Below are 15,124 nucleotides of genomic sequence, written 5' to 3'. Positions count from 1 at the left end.
GCCCGGGAACCTTATCGCTCGGTAAACGATAGGGGTCCGCTCGTCCCACCCGCGCAGCTTTCCGCTTCAGCGCGCCAGATCCTGCGGAAGCTGGCGCGCCGCGGCGCGGAGGGCGCCTGCGGCGGACGGAGAAACCGTTCGGGCCCGATCCTTTGCGGCGCGCAGGGCGTCCGAGGAGCCGTGCGCGAGGGCCGCCACCCCGGCCTCCCAGACCGCGTCGGCCAGCTCCTCCTCGCCCGCCGCGTGCGCGCCCGCGCAGAGGGCGATCACGTCGGTCAGCTCGCCGACCGCGTCGACGAGCCCGAGCTCCGCCAGGCGGGCCAGGCCCAGGGCGTAGAGCCGGTCACCCGCCAGGAGCGCGAGATCGAGGTCGTCGGTCGCGACGATCCGCGCCTGCGCGGGCCGATGGTGCAGCAGGTAGCCCTCGCGGACCGCCTCGACGACGAACGCGAGGTCCTCGCCGTGCGGCCCCGCGCCGGCGGCCGCCGCGTCGCCCAGCGGCGCGCCCGCGCCCGGATCGGGGTCCACGACCGCGGCGGCGAGCAGGTCCCGGTCCGCGCGCGCCGCCTCGGCGAGGCGCACGAGCGTCGGGTGACCGCTCACAGGACCTCCGCGAACGCGGCCGCCGCCGCCTCGAGCGTGCGGTCCAGGTGCTCCGGGGTGTGCGCCAGCGACGGGAACCACGCCTCGAACTGGGACGGCGGCGGGTAGATGCCCCGCGCCAGCAGCTCGCGGCACCACGCCGCGTGCGCGGCCAGGTCGCACGCCTTCGCGCTCTCGTAGTCGGTCACGGGCTCCTCGGAGAAGAAGACGGTCACGAGGCCGCAGGTCGACTGGACCTGCACCGGCCGGTCACCCGCCGCCTCGCGCAGGCCCGCCGCGAGGCGGTCGGTCGTCGAGCGCAGCTTCAGGTAGGCGCCGTCGTCGAGCATCCGCAGCGTCTGCAGGCCCGCGGCGACCGCCAAGGGGTTCCCGCTGAGCGTGCCCGCCTGGTAGACGTCGCCCGCCGGGGCGATCCGCTGCAGCAGCTCGCGCGAGCCGCCGTAGGCCGCGGCGGGCAGCCCGCCGCCGATGACCTTGCCCATCACCGTGATGTCCGGGAGGACGCCGGTCAGCTCCTGGGCACCGCCGCGGGCGACGCGGAAGCCGCTGATCACCTCGTCGAACACCAGCAGCGCGCCGTTCTGGGTGGCGCGGTCGCGCAGCAGCTCGAGGAAGCCCTCGTGCGGCGGCGTCAGGCCCATGTTCGCCGGATAGGGCTCGGCGAGGACCGCCGCGAACTCGTGCTCCTCGGTCGCGCGGACCACGGCCTCGCCGTCGTTCCACGGGACGATGATCGTCTGCGCGGTCGCGCCCTGGGGCACGCCGGGGCTCGCCGGAAGGCCCGCGGTCGCCAGGCCGCTGCCCGCCTCGGCCAGCAGCCCGTCGAGGTGCCCGTGGTAGGCGCCCGCGAACTTCAGCAGCTTCTCGCGACCGGTCGCCGCGCGCGCCAGGCGGATCGCGCTCATCGCCGCCTCGGTGCCCGAGGAGGTCATCCGCAGCATCTCCACCGACGGGACGCGACGGCCCACCTCCTCGGCGAGGTCGACCTCCCCCACCGTCGGGGCGCCGAACGTCGTGCCCTTCACCGCCGCGGCCTGCACGGCCGCGAGGATCTCGGGGTGGGCGTGGCCGTGGATCAGCGGGCCCCATGAGCAGACGTAGTCGACGAAGCGGTTGCCGTCGACGTCGACGAGCTCGGCGCCCTCGGCGCGGTCGACGAACAGCGGCGTGCGGTCGATCGACCGCATCGCCCGGACCGGGGAGTTCACACCCCCCGGCAGGTACTGCAGTGCGCGCGCGTAGTGATCGACGCTCTTGGTGTCACGGAGGGAGATCGCCATCGCCGTCCACCGTAGACGACCCGCGGGCCCGTGGTCAGCCCGCGTCAGACACCGGCGTGCTCGCGCTCCCAGGTGCGGAAGTCGTCGGTGAAGTAGAGGAGCCGGATCTTCTTGAACTCCGTCGAGGAGTAGAGCGTCGCGCGCTCGGTGATCCCGGTCTTCTCCGCGATCGTGTCGAGCACCGCGTCGCACTCCTCCTTGGAGCGGCCGTGCGCCATCGTGAAGACGGAGTAGGGCCAGTCCTCGTAGGTCGGGCGCTGGTAGCAGTGGCTGATCCCGCGGAACGCGGCCATCGCCGGGCCGATCTCCATGATCTTGTCGTCCGGGACCTTCCAGACGCCCATCCCGTTGGCGGAGAAGCCGGCGCGACGGTGGTAGAGGATCGCGGCGACGCGCCGCAGGATGCCCCGCTCCTGCATGCCGGCGAGGTGGTCGAGCAGCTGCGTCTGCGTCATGCCCAGCCGCGCCGCCGCCTGCGCGTACGGCTCGCTGACGACCGGCAGGTCGCCCTGCGTCTCGCGGATGACCGCGCGGTCGAGGTCGTCGTAGGGGACCTTGTCGAGCTCGACCGGGTCCTCCGCGACGCCCTGCTTGGACAGGGAGTCCGTGTCGCCGCTCATCTCGAGGTCCATGCGGATCTTGAAGAGCTTCAGCGTCGGCAGCTGCCGGATCGACTCGGCGCCCGTGAGCTCCTGCAGCACGTCGAGCGTGCCCTGCAGGCCGAGCTTGGAGTCCTCCTCCACCGCCAGCGTGAACCACATGTTGAACTCGTGGTTGCGCAGGTAGTTGTGGCTGACCCCGGGGTGCGAGTTGATGATCTTCGCGGGCCGCCAGGTGTGCTCCGGGTCGACCTTCGCGGCGACGAGCATCGAGCCGTAGCCGAGCGCGCGCGTGTCGTAGATCGGGGTGACCTGGCGGATGATCCGGTCCTTCAGCAGCCGCTCGATCGTCGCCAGCAGCTCGGCCTCCGAGCAGCCGGCCTTCTCCGCGACGCGCGCGTACGGGTGCGTGTCGAGCGGGAACTGGCCCTGCATCAGGTCGAGGATCCGGCGGTCCAGCTCGCTGAGCGGGACGGCGGCGCCGTCCTTGCGCTCGCGGATCTTCAGCTTGGACGTGTCGTCGGAGATGCCGTCCGGCGACTCGGTGGGGGTCACGTCAGCCATGTCGCTGCGTCCTTCGCGTGGTAGGTGATGACGACGTCGGCGCCCGCGCGGCGGATCGACGTCAGCGTCTCGAGCACGACGGCGCGCTCGTCGATGTGCCCGGCGGCCGCAGCCGCCTTGACCATCGCATACTCGCCGCTCACGTTGTACGCGGCGACGGGCATCCTGGTCGCCTCCTTGACGCGCCAGATCAGGTCCAGGTACGGCAGCGCCGGCTTGACCAGGAGCATGTCGGCGCCCTCCTGCACGTCCTGGAGCGCCTCGCGCACCCCCTCGTCCCCGTTGGCGGGATCGAGCTGGTAGCTGCGCCGGTCGCCGAAGGCGGGGGTCGAGTCCGCCGCCTCGCGGAACGGCCCGTAGTAGGCGCTCGCGTACTTCGTGCAGTAGCTGAGGACCGGTGTCGTGGGGTGGCCGGCGGCGTCGAGGCCCGCCCGGATCGCGCCGACGCGCCCGTCCATCATGTCGCTCGGTGCGACGACGTCGGCGCCCGCCCGCGCGTGCGAGACCGCGGTCGCGACGAGCAGCTCCAGCGATGCGTCGTTGTCGACGGTGCCGTCCTCCTGCACGTGCCCGCAGTGCCCGTGGTCGGTGTACTCGCACAGGCACACGTCGGTGATCACGAGCAGGTCGGGGTGCGCCGCCTTGATCGCGCGCGTCGCCCGCTGCACGATCCCTTCGGGCGCGTAGGCCTGGGTGCCTTGCGGGTCCTTGTGGTCCGGGATCCCGAACAGGAGCACGCCGCCGAGGCCCAGGCGGACCGCCTCCCCGCACTCGGCGACGGCGTCCTGGACGCTCAGGCGGTCCACGCCCGGCATCGCGCCGATCGGCGCGCGACCGTCCTGCTCGTGGACGAACAGGGGCAGGACGAGATCGCCCGGGGCGAGCGTCGTCTCGCGCACGAGCGAGCGCAGCGCGGGGGTCGCGCGCATCCGGCGGGGGCGGTGCTGCGGGAACGGCACGGTGCTCCGAGCGTAGCGCGCGGCCGGGGGCGGACCGATCTTTGCCCTCCGCTAACCCGGCCCGCCCTAGGGTCGCCCGATGGAGATCGACAAGCTCTTCGGGCTGCCCGCGCATCCGCTCCTGGTGCACGCGCCGCTCGTCTTCACCCCCGTCCTGCTGCTGTGCGTCGTCCTGCTCGTCCTGAAGCCCGGACTGCGTGAGCGGTGGGGCCTGCCGCTCGTCGGCTTCGCGATCGTGCTCGCCGGGCTGTGCATCCTCGCCGCGGGCAGCGGCGAGAAGCTCGAGCGCCGCGTGGTCGAGACCGCCCTGGTCGAGGAGCACACCGAGCTGGGCGAGCAGCTCCGCAACATCGCGATCGCGCTCGCGGCGCTGACCGCCGCCTGGATCGGCGCGCTGCGCTACGGCGCCGGGCGCGCCTGGCTGCAGCGCCTGGCCACCCCGCTGGCGGCGCTCGTGCTGCTCGGCGCGGTGACCGCCACCGTCTGGGACGTGCGCACCGGGCACGCCGGCGCCAAGGCGGTCTGGAAGGAGGTCGGCGACCAGCCGGCCCCCGTCGGCGGCGAGGGCGACGGGGACTAGCGCGCCGCCGCCGGGTCCGGGAGGTCGTGCAGCAGCGCGGCCTCCAGGTCGCGGACGTGCGCCCGCAGTGCGCGCGGGGAGTCGAAGAGATCCGGCACCTGCGTGCGCAGCTGCGCGAGGCCGAGGTAGGCGCCGTAGGTGGCGGCGGCCCGGTGACGGGCGCGCGCCGGCGGCAGGCCGAGCTGGCGGAAGGTCCGCTCGAGCATCCCGATCCGGACCTCGGCCGCGCGGGCGAGCGCCTGCGCGACGTCGGGGTCGTCGACCGCCGCGAGCAGCCGCACGATCACGGTCGGCCGCAGGTCGACGTAGGCGAGGTGCAGCAGGCGGTGCAGCCGCTCGCGCGGATCGGGGATCGCGTCGAACTCGACCTGCTGGGCGCGGACGAAGCGGTCCTCCCAGGCGGCGAGCATCGCGCGCAGCAGCGCCGGCCGGTCGGCGAAGTGGTGGTAGAAGCTGCCCTTGGTGACGCCCAGGCGCCGGGCGAGCGGCTCGACGGCGACGGCGGCGAGGCCGCCCTCCTCCACGGCGGCGAGGGCGGCGTCGATCCAGTCCTGGGGGTCCTTGCTCGGGCGACGGGCGCTCACACGGCGATCGTCGCAGGCGTCCCGTGCGCGAGCCACGTGGGCGCCGGCACGTCGCTCGCCGCGCCGAACGTCCGCTCGATCGCCGGGCGGCCCTGGCGGAAGTGCTTCCAGCCCTCGTAGTGGATCGGGACGACCGTGCGGGGGCGCAGCAGCCGCGTCATCTCGAGGCCCTCGGCTGCGTTCATCGTGTACCGCAGCGGCCCGGAGAGCCACGGGAACGTCACGCCGCCGAGGTGCAGGACCGCGGTGCCGACGTCCAGCCGCGAGGGGACCTCGCGCACGCCGTCGTAGAGGACGGTGTCGCCGCTGATCCACAGGACTCCGTGCTCCTGACCCTCCCAGCGCAGCGCGAAGCCGATGACGTGGCCGACGATCGGCTTGCTGCCGGGCGGTCCGTGGCGGCACGGGGTGGCGGTGACCTCGATCGGGACCTTTCCGGGTGCCTCGAGCGTCGTGGTCTGCCAGGGGACCAGGCCGACGGTCGAGCCGCCGAGCCGCCCCGCCCCGGGGACGGTCGTGATGACGGTCCCCGCCCCGGGCAGGAGCTTGCGCCCCTCGCCGTCGAGGTTGTCCTCGTGGTGGTCGTGGCTGACCAGCACGGCGTCGAGCGGCCCGATGTCGGCGGCGGCGACCGCGGGCGCCGCGAGCTTGCGCGAGTAGGTGCCCCAGCCGAAGAAGTAGCGCCCGCCGGAGGGGTCGAACGTCGGGTCGGTGAGGATGCGCCAGCCGCCGACCTCGATGAGGAGGGTCGGGCCGCCGACGTGGGTGAGGGTGATCTCGGACGCCGTCATGGCGTGACCATACGGCACCGTATGGTCACGGATCAAGACTGCCGCGCCCGCCACTCCTCCAGCGTCATCGCGAAGATCACGTGGTCCTCCCAGCGCCCGTTGATCTCCAGGTAGCCGAGCGCGACGCCCTCCTGCCGCAGGCCGCACTTGCCGACCACCCGCAGCGACCGCTCGTTGTGCGGCATCACCGCCGCCTGGACGCGGTGGAGCCCCAGCTCCTCGAAGCAGAACCGCAGCGCCAGCTGGACCGCCTCGGTCGCGTGACCGCGGCTGCCCGAGGCCTCGTCGACCCAGTAGCCGATCGTCGCGTTGCGCCACGAGCCCAGCACGACGTTCGCCACCGCGATCCGGCCGATCAGCCGGTCGACCTCACCGGTCGTGTCGAGGATCGCGAAGCCGTAGCCCTGCCCGGTCGTCCACGCCTCCCGGTCCAGGCGCAGCTCGCGCGACTGGCCCTCCGCCGTGAAGAAGCGCGCGTCGCGCGTCGACTCGTACGGCTCCAGGAACGCGCGGTTGGCCTGGCGCAGCGCGAGCAGGTCGTCGAGGTCGCGCGCCGCGAACGGGCGGATCGCGGTGCGCTCGCCGTCAAGGCGCAGGCGGGGACTGATCGGGCGGTTGAACGGCACGGGACCGGCAGCCTGCCACCTCAGGCGAAGCGGCGCAGCGCGACACGCGCGATCACCGCGTAGGCGACCGTCAGCGCGGCCAGGTGCGCGAGCGCCGCGCCCAGGCCGTCGGCGGCGTTGACCGCGCCGTCCACCGCCGCGAGCGCGGGCTTGAACGGGAACAGGGCGCTGACGACGCGGATGACGTCGAACAGCCCGTCGCTCACCGCGCCGCTGGGCACGAGCGCCAGGAACGCGATCGGCAGCGACAGCAGGAAGGCCAGCAGCGACGCGGCCCGGACCTCGCGCGCCAGCGCCCCGAGCGCGACGCCCATCGCCCCGAAGGCCAGGCCGCCGAGCACGAGCGCGGTCGGCCACAGCCAGGCGCGCGCGAGGTCCAGCGACACGAAGACGGCCAGGCCGCCGAGCATCACCAGCGTCACCACCACCGAGCACAGCGCGCTCAGCGCCACCTTCTCCGCGACGAGCGTCGCCGGCGACACCAGGCCGCGGACGAGCCGGCCGAAGGCGTGCTCCTCCCGCTCCAGCGCGAGCATGCCGCTCGCCAGCAGCACGGTCACGAACATCAGCGAGATCGTCACCGCGATCGCGATCGCGAAGCGGTCCAGGGGCGTGCTGGCCCCGTCGAGCGTGGTCTGCTTGACCTTGATCGGCTCGCCGATCGCGCCGAGGATCTCGTCGGAGAAGTCGAGGTTGTCGATCGCCAGGCCGGCGAAGCGGATCACCTGGTCGAGCGCCGGGCGGCCCGGGTCGTCGCGCGGCAGGCCGGCGCGGACGCCCTCGAGCACCTGCTTGGTGCGCTGGAGGCCGAGGACGTCGAAGCCCTGGCCGAGGATCCGGAAGCTGCCGCCGCGCAGCAGGATGTCGAGGTAGCCGCCGCTGATCTTCGTCAGCTCGTCGCTGAGCGCCTTGTTCGCGTCCGCGAGCCGGGCCTTGATCGTCGACTCGACGTACTCGGCCTTGACCGGGTCCTCCTGGTTGTAGATCACCTCGAGCGTCGGGAGATCCGGGGAGCCCGACAGCGACAGCGCCTTGCGGAGCTTCTCGGTCGCGTCCGGCGGCACGATCAGCGCAGCGAGCACCTCGCCGTCGCGGACCATCTTCACCGCCTCCGCGCGGGTCTTCACCCGGATCGGATCGACCGAGGTGAAGAGCTCGTTGGCGTAGCTGGCCGCGTCCAGCGTCTCGCCGCCCAGTGAGAACTGCGACTCCCCGGCGGGCACGTTGTTGACGAACGCGATCGTCGGCTTGTCCGGCCCCTTGGAGAGCGCGAGGCCGATCAGCACGCTGATGATCACCGGGTAGGCGACGAGCAGCACCACCAGCAGCGGCGAGCGCCGCAGGATCTGCAGGTCCTTGACGAGCAACCAGCGCACGACGGTCGCTCAGTGCCCCCGCTCGCGCAGGAACCGCACGAAGGCCGCCTCGAAGTCCCGCTCGCCGCCGCCGACCTGCTCGACCAGCGCGCCGGGGGAGCCCGAGAACAGCAGCTCGCCGTCGGCCAGCACGAGGATCGTGTCGGCGAACCGCTCCGCCTCCTGCACGTTGTGCGTCGAGAACACGACTGCGGTCGGGTGCTGCGGGTCGCGCGCGAGACCGGTGATGAACTCCCACAGCCGCTCGCGCTGCCGCGGGTCCAGCGACGAGGACGGCTCGTCCAGCAGCAGCACGGGCGGGTCGGCGAGCAGGCCGATCGCGATGTTCACGCGCTGCTGGTTGCCGCCGCTCAGGCGGCCGAGCTCCTCCTCGGCCCGGTCGGCCAGACCGGTCTGCTCGAGCATCCGCGCGACGACCGCGTCGGGATCGCCGACGCGCTCCAGCCGCGCGAACAGCCGCAGGTTCTCCCGCACCGAGAGCTTGCGGTACACGGCGGGCTGCTGGGGCACCCAGCCGACCTCGGCGGGCGGGCGGCTGATCGACCCGGCGGTCGGGGCGCGCAGGCCGCCGACGATCGACAGCAGCGTCGTCTTGCCCGCCCCGTTGGGCCCGATGATCGCGACGACCTCGCCGGGCGCGGCGGCGAACGACACGCCCCGGACCGCCTCGCGGTCCCCGTACGTCATGACGATCCCGTCGGCGGCGATGGCGGGGGTGGCGGCGGAGGCGGGCACCATCGGAGAGACTACGGGGGTGACCGACGCCACGATCCTGTTCGTCGGGGACGTCGTCGGGGCGCTCGGCCGCCGCACGCTCCTCGGCCTCCTCCCCACGCTGCGCGAGCGCTACGCGCCGACGTTCGTGGTCGTCAACGCGGAGAACGTCGCGGGCGGCCTGGGGATCACGCCGAAGATCGCCGACCAGCTGCTCGCGGCCGGCGTCGACGTGATCACGCTCGGCAACCACACCTACCACCACCGCGAGGTCTTCCCCTACCTCGAGCGGGCCGAGCGCGTGATCCGCCCCGCGAACTTCCTGCGGCGCCAGCCCGGCAAGGGGTCCTGCGTCGTCGAGCGCGACGGCGTGCGGCTCGGGGTGCTGAACCTCCAGGGCAACGTGTTCCTGCAGACCGGGCGGCACGCGTTCAGCGAGGCCGAGACCGAGGTCGCCCGCCTGGAGCAGGAGTGCGACCACGTGCTCGTCGACTTCCACGCCGAGGCGACGAGCGAGAAGGTCGCGATGGGCTGGTACCTGGACGGGCGCGTCACCGCGGTCGTCGGGACGCACACGCACGTGCCGACCGCCGACGCGCGGGTCCTCCCCGGCGGCACCGCGTTCTGCACCGACGTCGGCATGACCGGCCCGCGCGGCGGCGTCATCGGTGTGAAGAAGGAGCAGGCGATCGAGTCGCTCGTGTCGCAGATGCGCGTGCGGTTCGAGACCAGCGACGACGACCCGTGGATCAACGCGGTGGTGGTGCGGGCGTCGCAGCCGCGGCGCGCGGACGCGATCGAGCAGGTGCTGCTGCCGTGGACGCCGCCGCCGGGCGGCTGAGCGCCCGGACCGCCAGCACGGTCGCGGCGAGCAGCAGCGCGTTGCGGGCGGCGACGAGCGCGAACGTCCCGCCGTCCCCGTCGACGAGCGCGAAGTAGTCGCCGGGGAAGTACGCGAGGGTGGCGACCGCCGCGAGGGTCACGAGCACGGCCGGGCCGCGGTCCCCGCGCGTCCAGGCGAGCGCGGCGAGCGGCAGCAGCCAGACGAGGTACTGCGGGGAGAGGACCTTGCCGAGCGCGACGAAGGCCAGCAGCCCCGCGAGCACGGCGCGGTCGACGGTGCCGGGCCGGTCGCGCGCCCGGTGCGTGAGGATCGCCACCGCCAGCAGCGTCGCGGCGAGCGCGATCGCGGACAGCGCGGCGACGAGGTCGGCCGGTCCGCCGTCCAGGCCGTTGCTCTTGAACCGGTCGGGGCGCACCGGGTCGCCGGTCACCGCGGAGTCGCCCAGCGCCCACAGCACGGAGGCGGGCGTCGACTCGATCTGCACCGGCCGCTCGAGGTGGAAGCGGAACTGGTCCAGGAACCCGGGGCCCGCGAACGGCAGGCAGGCCGCGGCCAGCACGAGCGCGAAGGCGACGGCGCCGCGCACGGCGTCGCGGCGACGGCCGACGGCGTCCAGGTGCACGAGCACGAGCGCGGCCGCCACGACCGGGAAGAGCTTGGTCGCCGTGCCGAGGCCGAGCACGGCGAGCCCGGCGGTCGGCCGGTCGCGGGCGACGAGCACGAGCCCGCCGAGCAGCAGCGCCACCGGCACGAGGTCGAAGCGGGTCCGCAGCAGCGCCCCGGTGAGCAGCGGCAGGGCGACGAGCAGCCACGCGGCCCGGCGACCACCGAGCGCGCCGACGAGCGCCTGCACGACGAGCGCCGCGAGCAGCATCAGCGCCCCGAACCGCCACGCGAACGCGTCCGCCGACGCGCCCCCGATCCCGGGCAGGACGAGCGGCCCGAGCGCCAGGGGCGGGTACTCGAACCCGAGGTCCGCGTACGGGCGCGCCCCGTGAAGGACCGCGTCCGCGTAGGTGCGGTAGACGAACAGGTCGCTGATCGAGTCGTCCGCCAGCGGCCCGACGGTCGTGACCAGCGCGAACGTCACCGCCAGCGCGAGCGCCGGCAGCAGCCGGCCGGCGTGGCTCACGCCGGCGCGACCGACGGGGCGCCCCCCGTGGCGGGGCGCGGGTCGACGGCGCCCGGGTCCGCGTCGCGCAGCGGGGCGGCCGTCGCGGCCGTCGCGGGCTCGGGGGCGGCGGCGGGCACGAGCTCCCGGCCGAGCCCGGCCAGCAGCACCAGCGGCGCGACCCACACGAGGTAGAGGTAGAACCAGTGCGTCACCCCCAGCTGCAGCGCGAGCACGATCGCGGCGGCGCACGCGGCCAGTCCGACCGTGTCGCCGCGGCGGCGCACCAGCGGCAGCAGCAGCGCCAGCCCGACCGCGACGAGCTGCCACGCGCGCTGCAGCCCGCCCAGCTCGTACATCCCCCAGATCGAGAACGGGGACTCGCGATCGGCCTGGAAGCCGAGCGTGCGGTCGACCATCGTGCGCAGCGACTCCCCGCCGAGCAGGATCGGGGCCATCGCCAGCAGCGCGCACGCCCCGAACGCCAGGCCGAATCGCACGACCGGCCGCGGGCGCCGCTCGTGCAGCGCGAACAGGGGGACGAGCGCGAGCGTCGCGAACTTCGACAGGCCGCCCAGGGCCGCCGCCGCGCCGCGCCGCGCCGGCCCCGCCGCGAGCAGGGCGGCCAGCAGCAGCGCGGTGACGAGCGAGTCGTTGGACCCCGAGTTCATCGCGTAGAGGGTGAACGGGTAGGCGGCCCACCCGTAGGCGAGCGCGATCCCCAGGCCCGGTCCGCGGACGCGCCGGCCCAGGAGGAACAGGAGCACGAGCGCCGCGAGGTCGAACGCGATCGACGCCGCGTGCGCGGCGGGAAGGTCGTCCCAGCGGCCGCTCCACGGCAGCACCTGCTCGAACGGCACGTAGGCCGCGTAGACGACCGGCCCGTAGGTGTCACCGTGCTCGTTGTCCTTCGGGAACGTGCCGTAGAGCGGATCCCCGTCGACGAGCTTCTGCGCCCCGATCACCCCGGCGTAGCCGACGTCGATGACGTTCGAGGACGTGACGTTCAGCCCGATGCGGAAGCCGACGAGGAAGATCGTCGCGACGGCCAGCGACGTCGCCGGCACCAGCAGCGGCACGTCTCGCCGGCGCGCGGGGTCGGCGTCCTGCGGGTCGGCGGCGCGCGCGGGCCGCAGCCCGATCCACAGCATGCGCAGCAGCAGGTAGACGAGCAGCGGGTAGACGAGCGGCACGCTGACGTCGATCTGCGCGTCGTTGAAGTACGCGACCGACACGCCGAACGCGACGAGCACGAGCAGGTCGAGGTGGACCATCCGCCGCCACCGGCGCGGCTGCAGGAACGGCACGACGAACAGGACGGTCAGCGGGATCCACACCCACGGCGAGTTGACCTTGCGGCCGAACGCGCCCGGGTAGCCGCGCGCCATCGTCCAGGCCACCTGGTCGCCGGTCCACGCCTCGACCACCCGCGCGGAGCGGTCGTCGATCGTCACCTGCGCGATCTCCTTCGGCGGGTCGCCGCCGCGCGAGGGCAGGTAGTAGCCGACCTGCCAGCGGGTAGGGCCCTTGAGGTACACGCCCGGGTAGGCGTCCCGCCTGCCGCGGAGCTCGGCCCGGACCTTCGGGACCGCCTTGGCGAGGTCGATCGCGCCGTAGCCGTCGAGCCGGTGCCCGGCCGGCTTGCGGTCGAGCACCCCGGGCGGCACGAGCTCGTCCGGCTTCTGCGACGGCGTCGCGACCGCGGGCGCCCCGGAGGCCGGGACCGTCGCGGTCGTCGTGGTGGCCGAGCCGGCCGAGCCGGCCTGCTGCGCGCCCGCGGCGGGCGCCCCGAGCAGGACCGCGAGGAGCACCGCGACACCGGTCGCGGCGCGCCTCACCGCCGGAAGCTCCAGAGCTTGTTGCCGACGAAGTTGAACGGCGTGGCGACGACGATCGCGACCGCCTGGGCGAGCACCTCGGGCGCATCGGCGACGACGACCATCAGCTCGAGCACGGCGAGGCTGACGAGGAACGCCCCGACGCTCACGACGAAGAACCGCGCGGCCTGGAAGCCGGCGTGGCCGTCCCGGGCGTCGAAGGTCCAGTGCCGGTTCCAGAAGAAGTTGTTCGCGACCGCGACGAGGAACGCGAGCACCGCGGCGATCCGGTAGTCGATGCCACCGGCGTGCACGGCGGCCGCGAAGACCCCGAGGTTCACGACGTAGCCGCTCGCCCCGACCGCGCCGAAGCGGACGAGCTCCATCCAGTTGGACGGTCGGCGCACCGCAGCCCGCAGCCGACCCGCGCTGGGGAGCTGCGGGACCGGCTCGGTGTGCGCGACCTCGGACCCGGGGGCGGACATCTGCGTTGGAGGGTAGCGGCACGCGGGCGCGCGCCCGCCGCGCCTCAGGGCTCGACGCCGAAGTGGCGCAGCGCCATCGGGGTGATGTCGGCGATCGACCAGCCCGACCAGCGCGACCCCGCAGCGGGGCCCTCGGCCCGCTCCGGTGGCGGCTCGACGCCGCAGTAGATGAGCGCGCCGAGCGAGTCGTCGGCGTGCAGCGACCCGTGCGAGCCGGCGTCGACGTGGTCGCTGTCCCCCCAGTCGGGGAACTCGCGGCCCGCCGCGGCCGACAGCAGCAGGTCGCCGGAGGTCGCGCACGACAGCGCGGCCCAGATCCGCGCCAGCGCGTCCGGGTAGGCGTCGGAGGCGATCCGCCCGTCCTGCACGTGCAGCTCGAGCACGTCGAGGTCGCCCTCGACGATCCAGGACTCCCCGCGCGTGTCGCGCGGCCCGTCTCCGGGCGCGAAGCGCAGCTCGCCCGCCGGGACCGGGCCGCCGTTGCCGACGCCGCGCGCCACCGCGGCGGTCCCGTCGGAGGCCCGCCACATGACGACGTCGACCCCGTCGATCCCCCGCGCGGTCGCCACCAGGCGCGGCAGCAGCGTGGCGCGCGCCTCGGGCACCAGGCCGTAGACCATCGCGCTGCGCTGGGCCGGGCACAGCGCGATCTCCGCGCGGTCGGGCCGCGCCCCGTTGGCGGGCAGGACCGCGTAGTCGGCGAAGCCCTCGAAGAAGTCGATCCGCTTCTCGACCAGGGCGTGCGAGTGGTCGGCCACGACGATCACCGCGTGCTCGGCGAGGAACGCGTCGATCCCGCCTCCCGCGTGCACGAGCCGCTCCAGCTGCCGGTCGGCCTCGGCGATCGACGCGACCTGCGCGTCGGGACCGTGCTCGTGGGAGTGGGTGTCGTTGTCCGGCAGCGAGAACAGCAGGAAGTCGCAGAGGTCGTGCTCGACGAGGTACGCCCCGACGCAGCCGGTGTGCTGGTCGCGCAGCCCGGGCATCCCCAGCCGCGACCAGCAGCCGGTCTCCCGGCTCGCGAACAAATCGGCGTAGAACAGCTCCCGGGGGCCCTTGACCGGCTTGCGGATGACCGTCGTCGCGAGCCGGCTCATCGGCGACTCCTTCGACGGCTGGTGCTCGTGGCGGCCGCGGTAGAACAGGTAGGTCGTGCCCGCCGTGCGCACGCCCGCGTCGTCGAGCCGCTCGAACACGGTCGGCACGTCGGCCGGCAGGTGCTCGTGGTTCATCCGGTAGATGAGGTCGCCGAGCTGCTTGGCGATGCCGATCCGTCGGGCGGCGCCGAAGCTCGACCCGTACTCGACGTAGCGGCGCTCGTCGCGGTGGTACCAGTTCATCGAGGCGATGCGGTGGTCGTCCTGCCGGCGACCGGTCGCGATCGTCGCCGCGCAGCACGGCGTCACGCTCGGGAACGCCGCGCAGCAGTCGTCCACGTAGGTGCCGCGGTCGATGAGCGTCGCAAGCACCGGGGCGCGGCCGTCGGCGACCGCCTTCTCCAGCGCGCTCGGCTTGAGCCCGTCGATGACCGCGAGGACGAGCTTGCGCGGGCGCGCGCTCACTTCAGGATCCGCAGCCCCGCGTACTTCTCGCCCTCGCGGCGGCGGCCCTGCAGGTACAGGTACCCGAGGCCGAGCACGCCGACGAGGCCCAGCGGCGGCAGCAGGATCGCCCCGCCCGCCAGGACGATCGCGGCGCCCTCCGCGTACAGCGGCAGCGTCGTGGCGGTCTGCGCGTCCAGTCGCGCGCTCGTGCGGGCGAGCAGGGCGCGGGCCGCGGCGCCCGCGATCAGCGCGGCGACGATGCCACCGACGATGCCCGGCCACCAGGTCGCGAAGCGGTCGTCCAGGGAGCCCGCGAACAGCAGCGCGCCGAGACCGACCCCGACGCCGCTGAGCGCGGACTGGACGCGCACCCCGGGCACCATCCCGCGGAGCTGCACGACGAGCGCCGCGATCGCGAGCACCGCGAGCAGCGCCAGGAACCACGGCGCCTCGAGGAAGGCGAAGTCGGTGTCGTCGAAGTCGAGGCCGAGATCCGCGCTCGCGCACAGTCCTGCGACGAGCGCGGGAAGGAACGGGCGGAGTCCGGCGGCACCGGCGAGGCCGGCGCCCTGGAGGCTGTCGAGAAGGGCGCGCATGAGAGGGATCGCTACCGTTGGAGGCCGCATGACCATAGAGGAAGAAGGTCC

Annotated in this window: 16 protein-coding genes; 2 read left to right on the top strand and 14 right to left on the bottom strand. The window is 74.0% G+C overall.

Translation table 11 applies throughout. The annotated features are described in order from the left end of the window. Positions 1–66: 66 nt before the first annotated feature. The 4 genes from C7Y72_RS06125 to hemB are packed head-to-tail and all read right to left on the bottom strand — an operon-like array spanning position 67 to position 4,005. On the bottom strand, positions 67–603 hold the full coding sequence (locus C7Y72_RS06125) for a hypothetical protein (RefSeq protein WP_107567717.1): 537 nt from the start codon (positions 601–603) through the stop codon (positions 67–69). Then, on the bottom strand, positions 600–1,883 hold the full coding sequence (gene hemL / locus C7Y72_RS06120; RefSeq protein WP_107567715.1) for a glutamate-1-semialdehyde 2,1-aminomutase: 1,284 nt from the start codon (positions 1,881–1,883) through the stop codon (positions 600–602). Before hemL ends, C7Y72_RS06125 begins: the two co-directional genes overlap by 4 nt. Before the next feature lie 44 nt (positions 1,884–1,927). After that, positions 1,928–3,046 (bottom strand): siroheme decarboxylase subunit alpha, encoded by a 1,119-nt coding sequence (gene ahbA, locus C7Y72_RS06115; protein WP_107567713.1) that lies wholly within the window; start codon positions 3,044–3,046, stop codon positions 1,928–1,930. Next, the gene (gene hemB, locus C7Y72_RS06110) at positions 3,034–4,005 is read right to left on the bottom strand and encodes a porphobilinogen synthase (RefSeq protein WP_107567711.1); all 972 of its coding nucleotides are present in this window, start codon (positions 4,003–4,005) and stop codon (positions 3,034–3,036) included. Before hemB ends, ahbA begins: the two co-directional genes overlap by 13 nt. Before the next feature lie 79 nt (positions 4,006–4,084). Here hemB and C7Y72_RS06105 point away from each other — a divergent pair, with 79 nt between their 5' ends. Next, positions 4,085–4,585, top strand: a complete 501-nt coding sequence (locus C7Y72_RS06105) for a DUF2231 domain-containing protein (protein ID WP_107567709.1) — start codon at positions 4,085–4,087, stop codon at positions 4,583–4,585. Here the strand turns inward: C7Y72_RS06105 and C7Y72_RS06100 are convergent. Genes C7Y72_RS06100 through C7Y72_RS06080 form a run of 5 tightly spaced genes read right to left on the bottom strand, consistent with a single transcriptional unit; the run spans position 4,582 to position 8,700 of the window. Then, positions 4,582–5,169, bottom strand: a complete 588-nt coding sequence (locus C7Y72_RS06100; RefSeq protein WP_158276682.1) for a TetR/AcrR family transcriptional regulator — start codon at positions 5,167–5,169, stop codon at positions 4,582–4,584. The genes C7Y72_RS06105 and C7Y72_RS06100 overlap by 4 nt on opposite strands. Further along, positions 5,166–5,960, bottom strand: a complete 795-nt coding sequence (locus C7Y72_RS06095; protein ID WP_107567704.1) for an MBL fold metallo-hydrolase — start codon at positions 5,958–5,960, stop codon at positions 5,166–5,168. The genes C7Y72_RS06100 and C7Y72_RS06095 overlap by 4 nt, the downstream gene beginning before the upstream one ends. Before the next feature lie 32 nt (positions 5,961–5,992). Next, complete coding sequence (locus C7Y72_RS23125) at positions 5,993–6,586, bottom strand: GNAT family N-acetyltransferase (RefSeq protein WP_158276681.1); 594 nt, start codon at positions 6,584–6,586, stop codon at positions 5,993–5,995. 20 nt (positions 6,587–6,606) lie between these two features. Beyond that, positions 6,607–7,962, bottom strand: coding sequence for an ABC transporter permease (locus C7Y72_RS06085; protein ID WP_107567700.1), 1,356 nt, complete (start codon positions 7,960–7,962; stop codon positions 6,607–6,609). 9 nt (positions 7,963–7,971) lie between these two features. After that, the gene (locus tag C7Y72_RS06080) at positions 7,972–8,700 is read right to left on the bottom strand and encodes an ABC transporter ATP-binding protein (RefSeq protein WP_107567698.1); all 729 of its coding nucleotides are present in this window, start codon (positions 8,698–8,700) and stop codon (positions 7,972–7,974) included. Between the two features lie 16 nt (positions 8,701–8,716). On the opposite strand from C7Y72_RS06080, the gene C7Y72_RS06075 reads away from it, so the two are divergent. After that, on the top strand, positions 8,717–9,517 hold the full coding sequence (locus C7Y72_RS06075) for a TIGR00282 family metallophosphoesterase (RefSeq protein ID WP_233243731.1): 801 nt from the start codon (positions 8,717–8,719) through the stop codon (positions 9,515–9,517). Here C7Y72_RS06075 and C7Y72_RS23120 read toward each other — a convergent pair. From C7Y72_RS23120 to C7Y72_RS06055, 5 genes are read right to left on the bottom strand one after another with little or no spacing between them, the layout of a single operon-like run. Continuing rightward, positions 9,426–10,652: a glycosyltransferase 87 family protein gene (locus C7Y72_RS23120; protein WP_158276680.1), complete on the bottom strand. Its 1,227-nt coding sequence runs from the start codon at positions 10,650–10,652 to the stop codon at positions 9,426–9,428. The genes C7Y72_RS06075 and C7Y72_RS23120 overlap by 92 nt on opposite strands. Continuing rightward, positions 10,649–12,469: a glycosyltransferase 87 family protein gene (locus C7Y72_RS23115; protein WP_158276679.1), complete on the bottom strand. Its 1,821-nt coding sequence runs from the start codon at positions 12,467–12,469 to the stop codon at positions 10,649–10,651. Before C7Y72_RS23115 ends, C7Y72_RS23120 begins: the two co-directional genes overlap by 4 nt. Beyond that, positions 12,466–12,933: a GtrA family protein gene (locus C7Y72_RS06065; protein ID WP_107567694.1), complete on the bottom strand. Its 468-nt coding sequence runs from the start codon at positions 12,931–12,933 to the stop codon at positions 12,466–12,468. The genes C7Y72_RS23115 and C7Y72_RS06065 overlap by 4 nt, the downstream gene beginning before the upstream one ends. A gap of 44 nt (positions 12,934–12,977) precedes the next feature. Continuing rightward, complete coding sequence (locus C7Y72_RS06060) at positions 12,978–14,495, bottom strand: alkaline phosphatase family protein (RefSeq protein ID WP_107567692.1); 1,518 nt, start codon at positions 14,493–14,495, stop codon at positions 12,978–12,980. Beyond that, complete coding sequence (locus C7Y72_RS06055) at positions 14,492–15,073, bottom strand: DUF4126 family protein (RefSeq protein ID WP_158276678.1); 582 nt, start codon at positions 15,071–15,073, stop codon at positions 14,492–14,494. Before C7Y72_RS06055 ends, C7Y72_RS06060 begins: the two co-directional genes overlap by 4 nt. Positions 15,074–15,124 lie beyond the last annotated feature (51 nt).

This window comes from Paraconexibacter algicola (assembly GCF_003044185.1).
Lineage (GTDB): Bacteria > Actinomycetota > Thermoleophilia > Solirubrobacterales > Solirubrobacteraceae > Paraconexibacter > Paraconexibacter algicola.
Note: the sequence above shows the minus strand (reverse complement) of the source record. Positions and strands in the feature narration are given on the sequence as shown.

Bases quoted from the DNA above. Each gene is read 5' to 3' on its own strand.
- hemL (WP_107567715.1), bottom strand. From the start codon at position 1,883: ATGGCGATCTCCCTCCGTGACACCAAGAGCGTCGATCACTACGCGCGC.
- ahbA (WP_107567713.1), bottom strand. From the start codon at position 3,046: ATGGCTGACGTGACCCCCACCGAGTCGCCGGACGGCATCTCCGACGAC.
- C7Y72_RS06105 (WP_107567709.1), top strand. From the start codon at position 4,085: ATGGAGATCGACAAGCTCTTCGGGCTGCCCGCGCATCCGCTCCTGGTG.
- C7Y72_RS06095 (WP_107567704.1), bottom strand. From the start codon at position 5,960: ATGACGGCGTCCGAGATCACCCTCACCCACGTCGGCGGCCCGACCCTC.
- C7Y72_RS06080 (WP_107567698.1), bottom strand. From the start codon at position 8,700: ATGGTGCCCGCCTCCGCCGCCACCCCCGCCATCGCCGCCGACGGGATC.
- C7Y72_RS06065 (WP_107567694.1), bottom strand. From the start codon at position 12,933: ATGTCCGCCCCCGGGTCCGAGGTCGCGCACACCGAGCCGGTCCCGCAG.
- C7Y72_RS06055 (WP_158276678.1), bottom strand. From the start codon at position 15,073: ATGCGCGCCCTTCTCGACAGCCTCCAGGGCGCCGGCCTCGCCGGTGCC.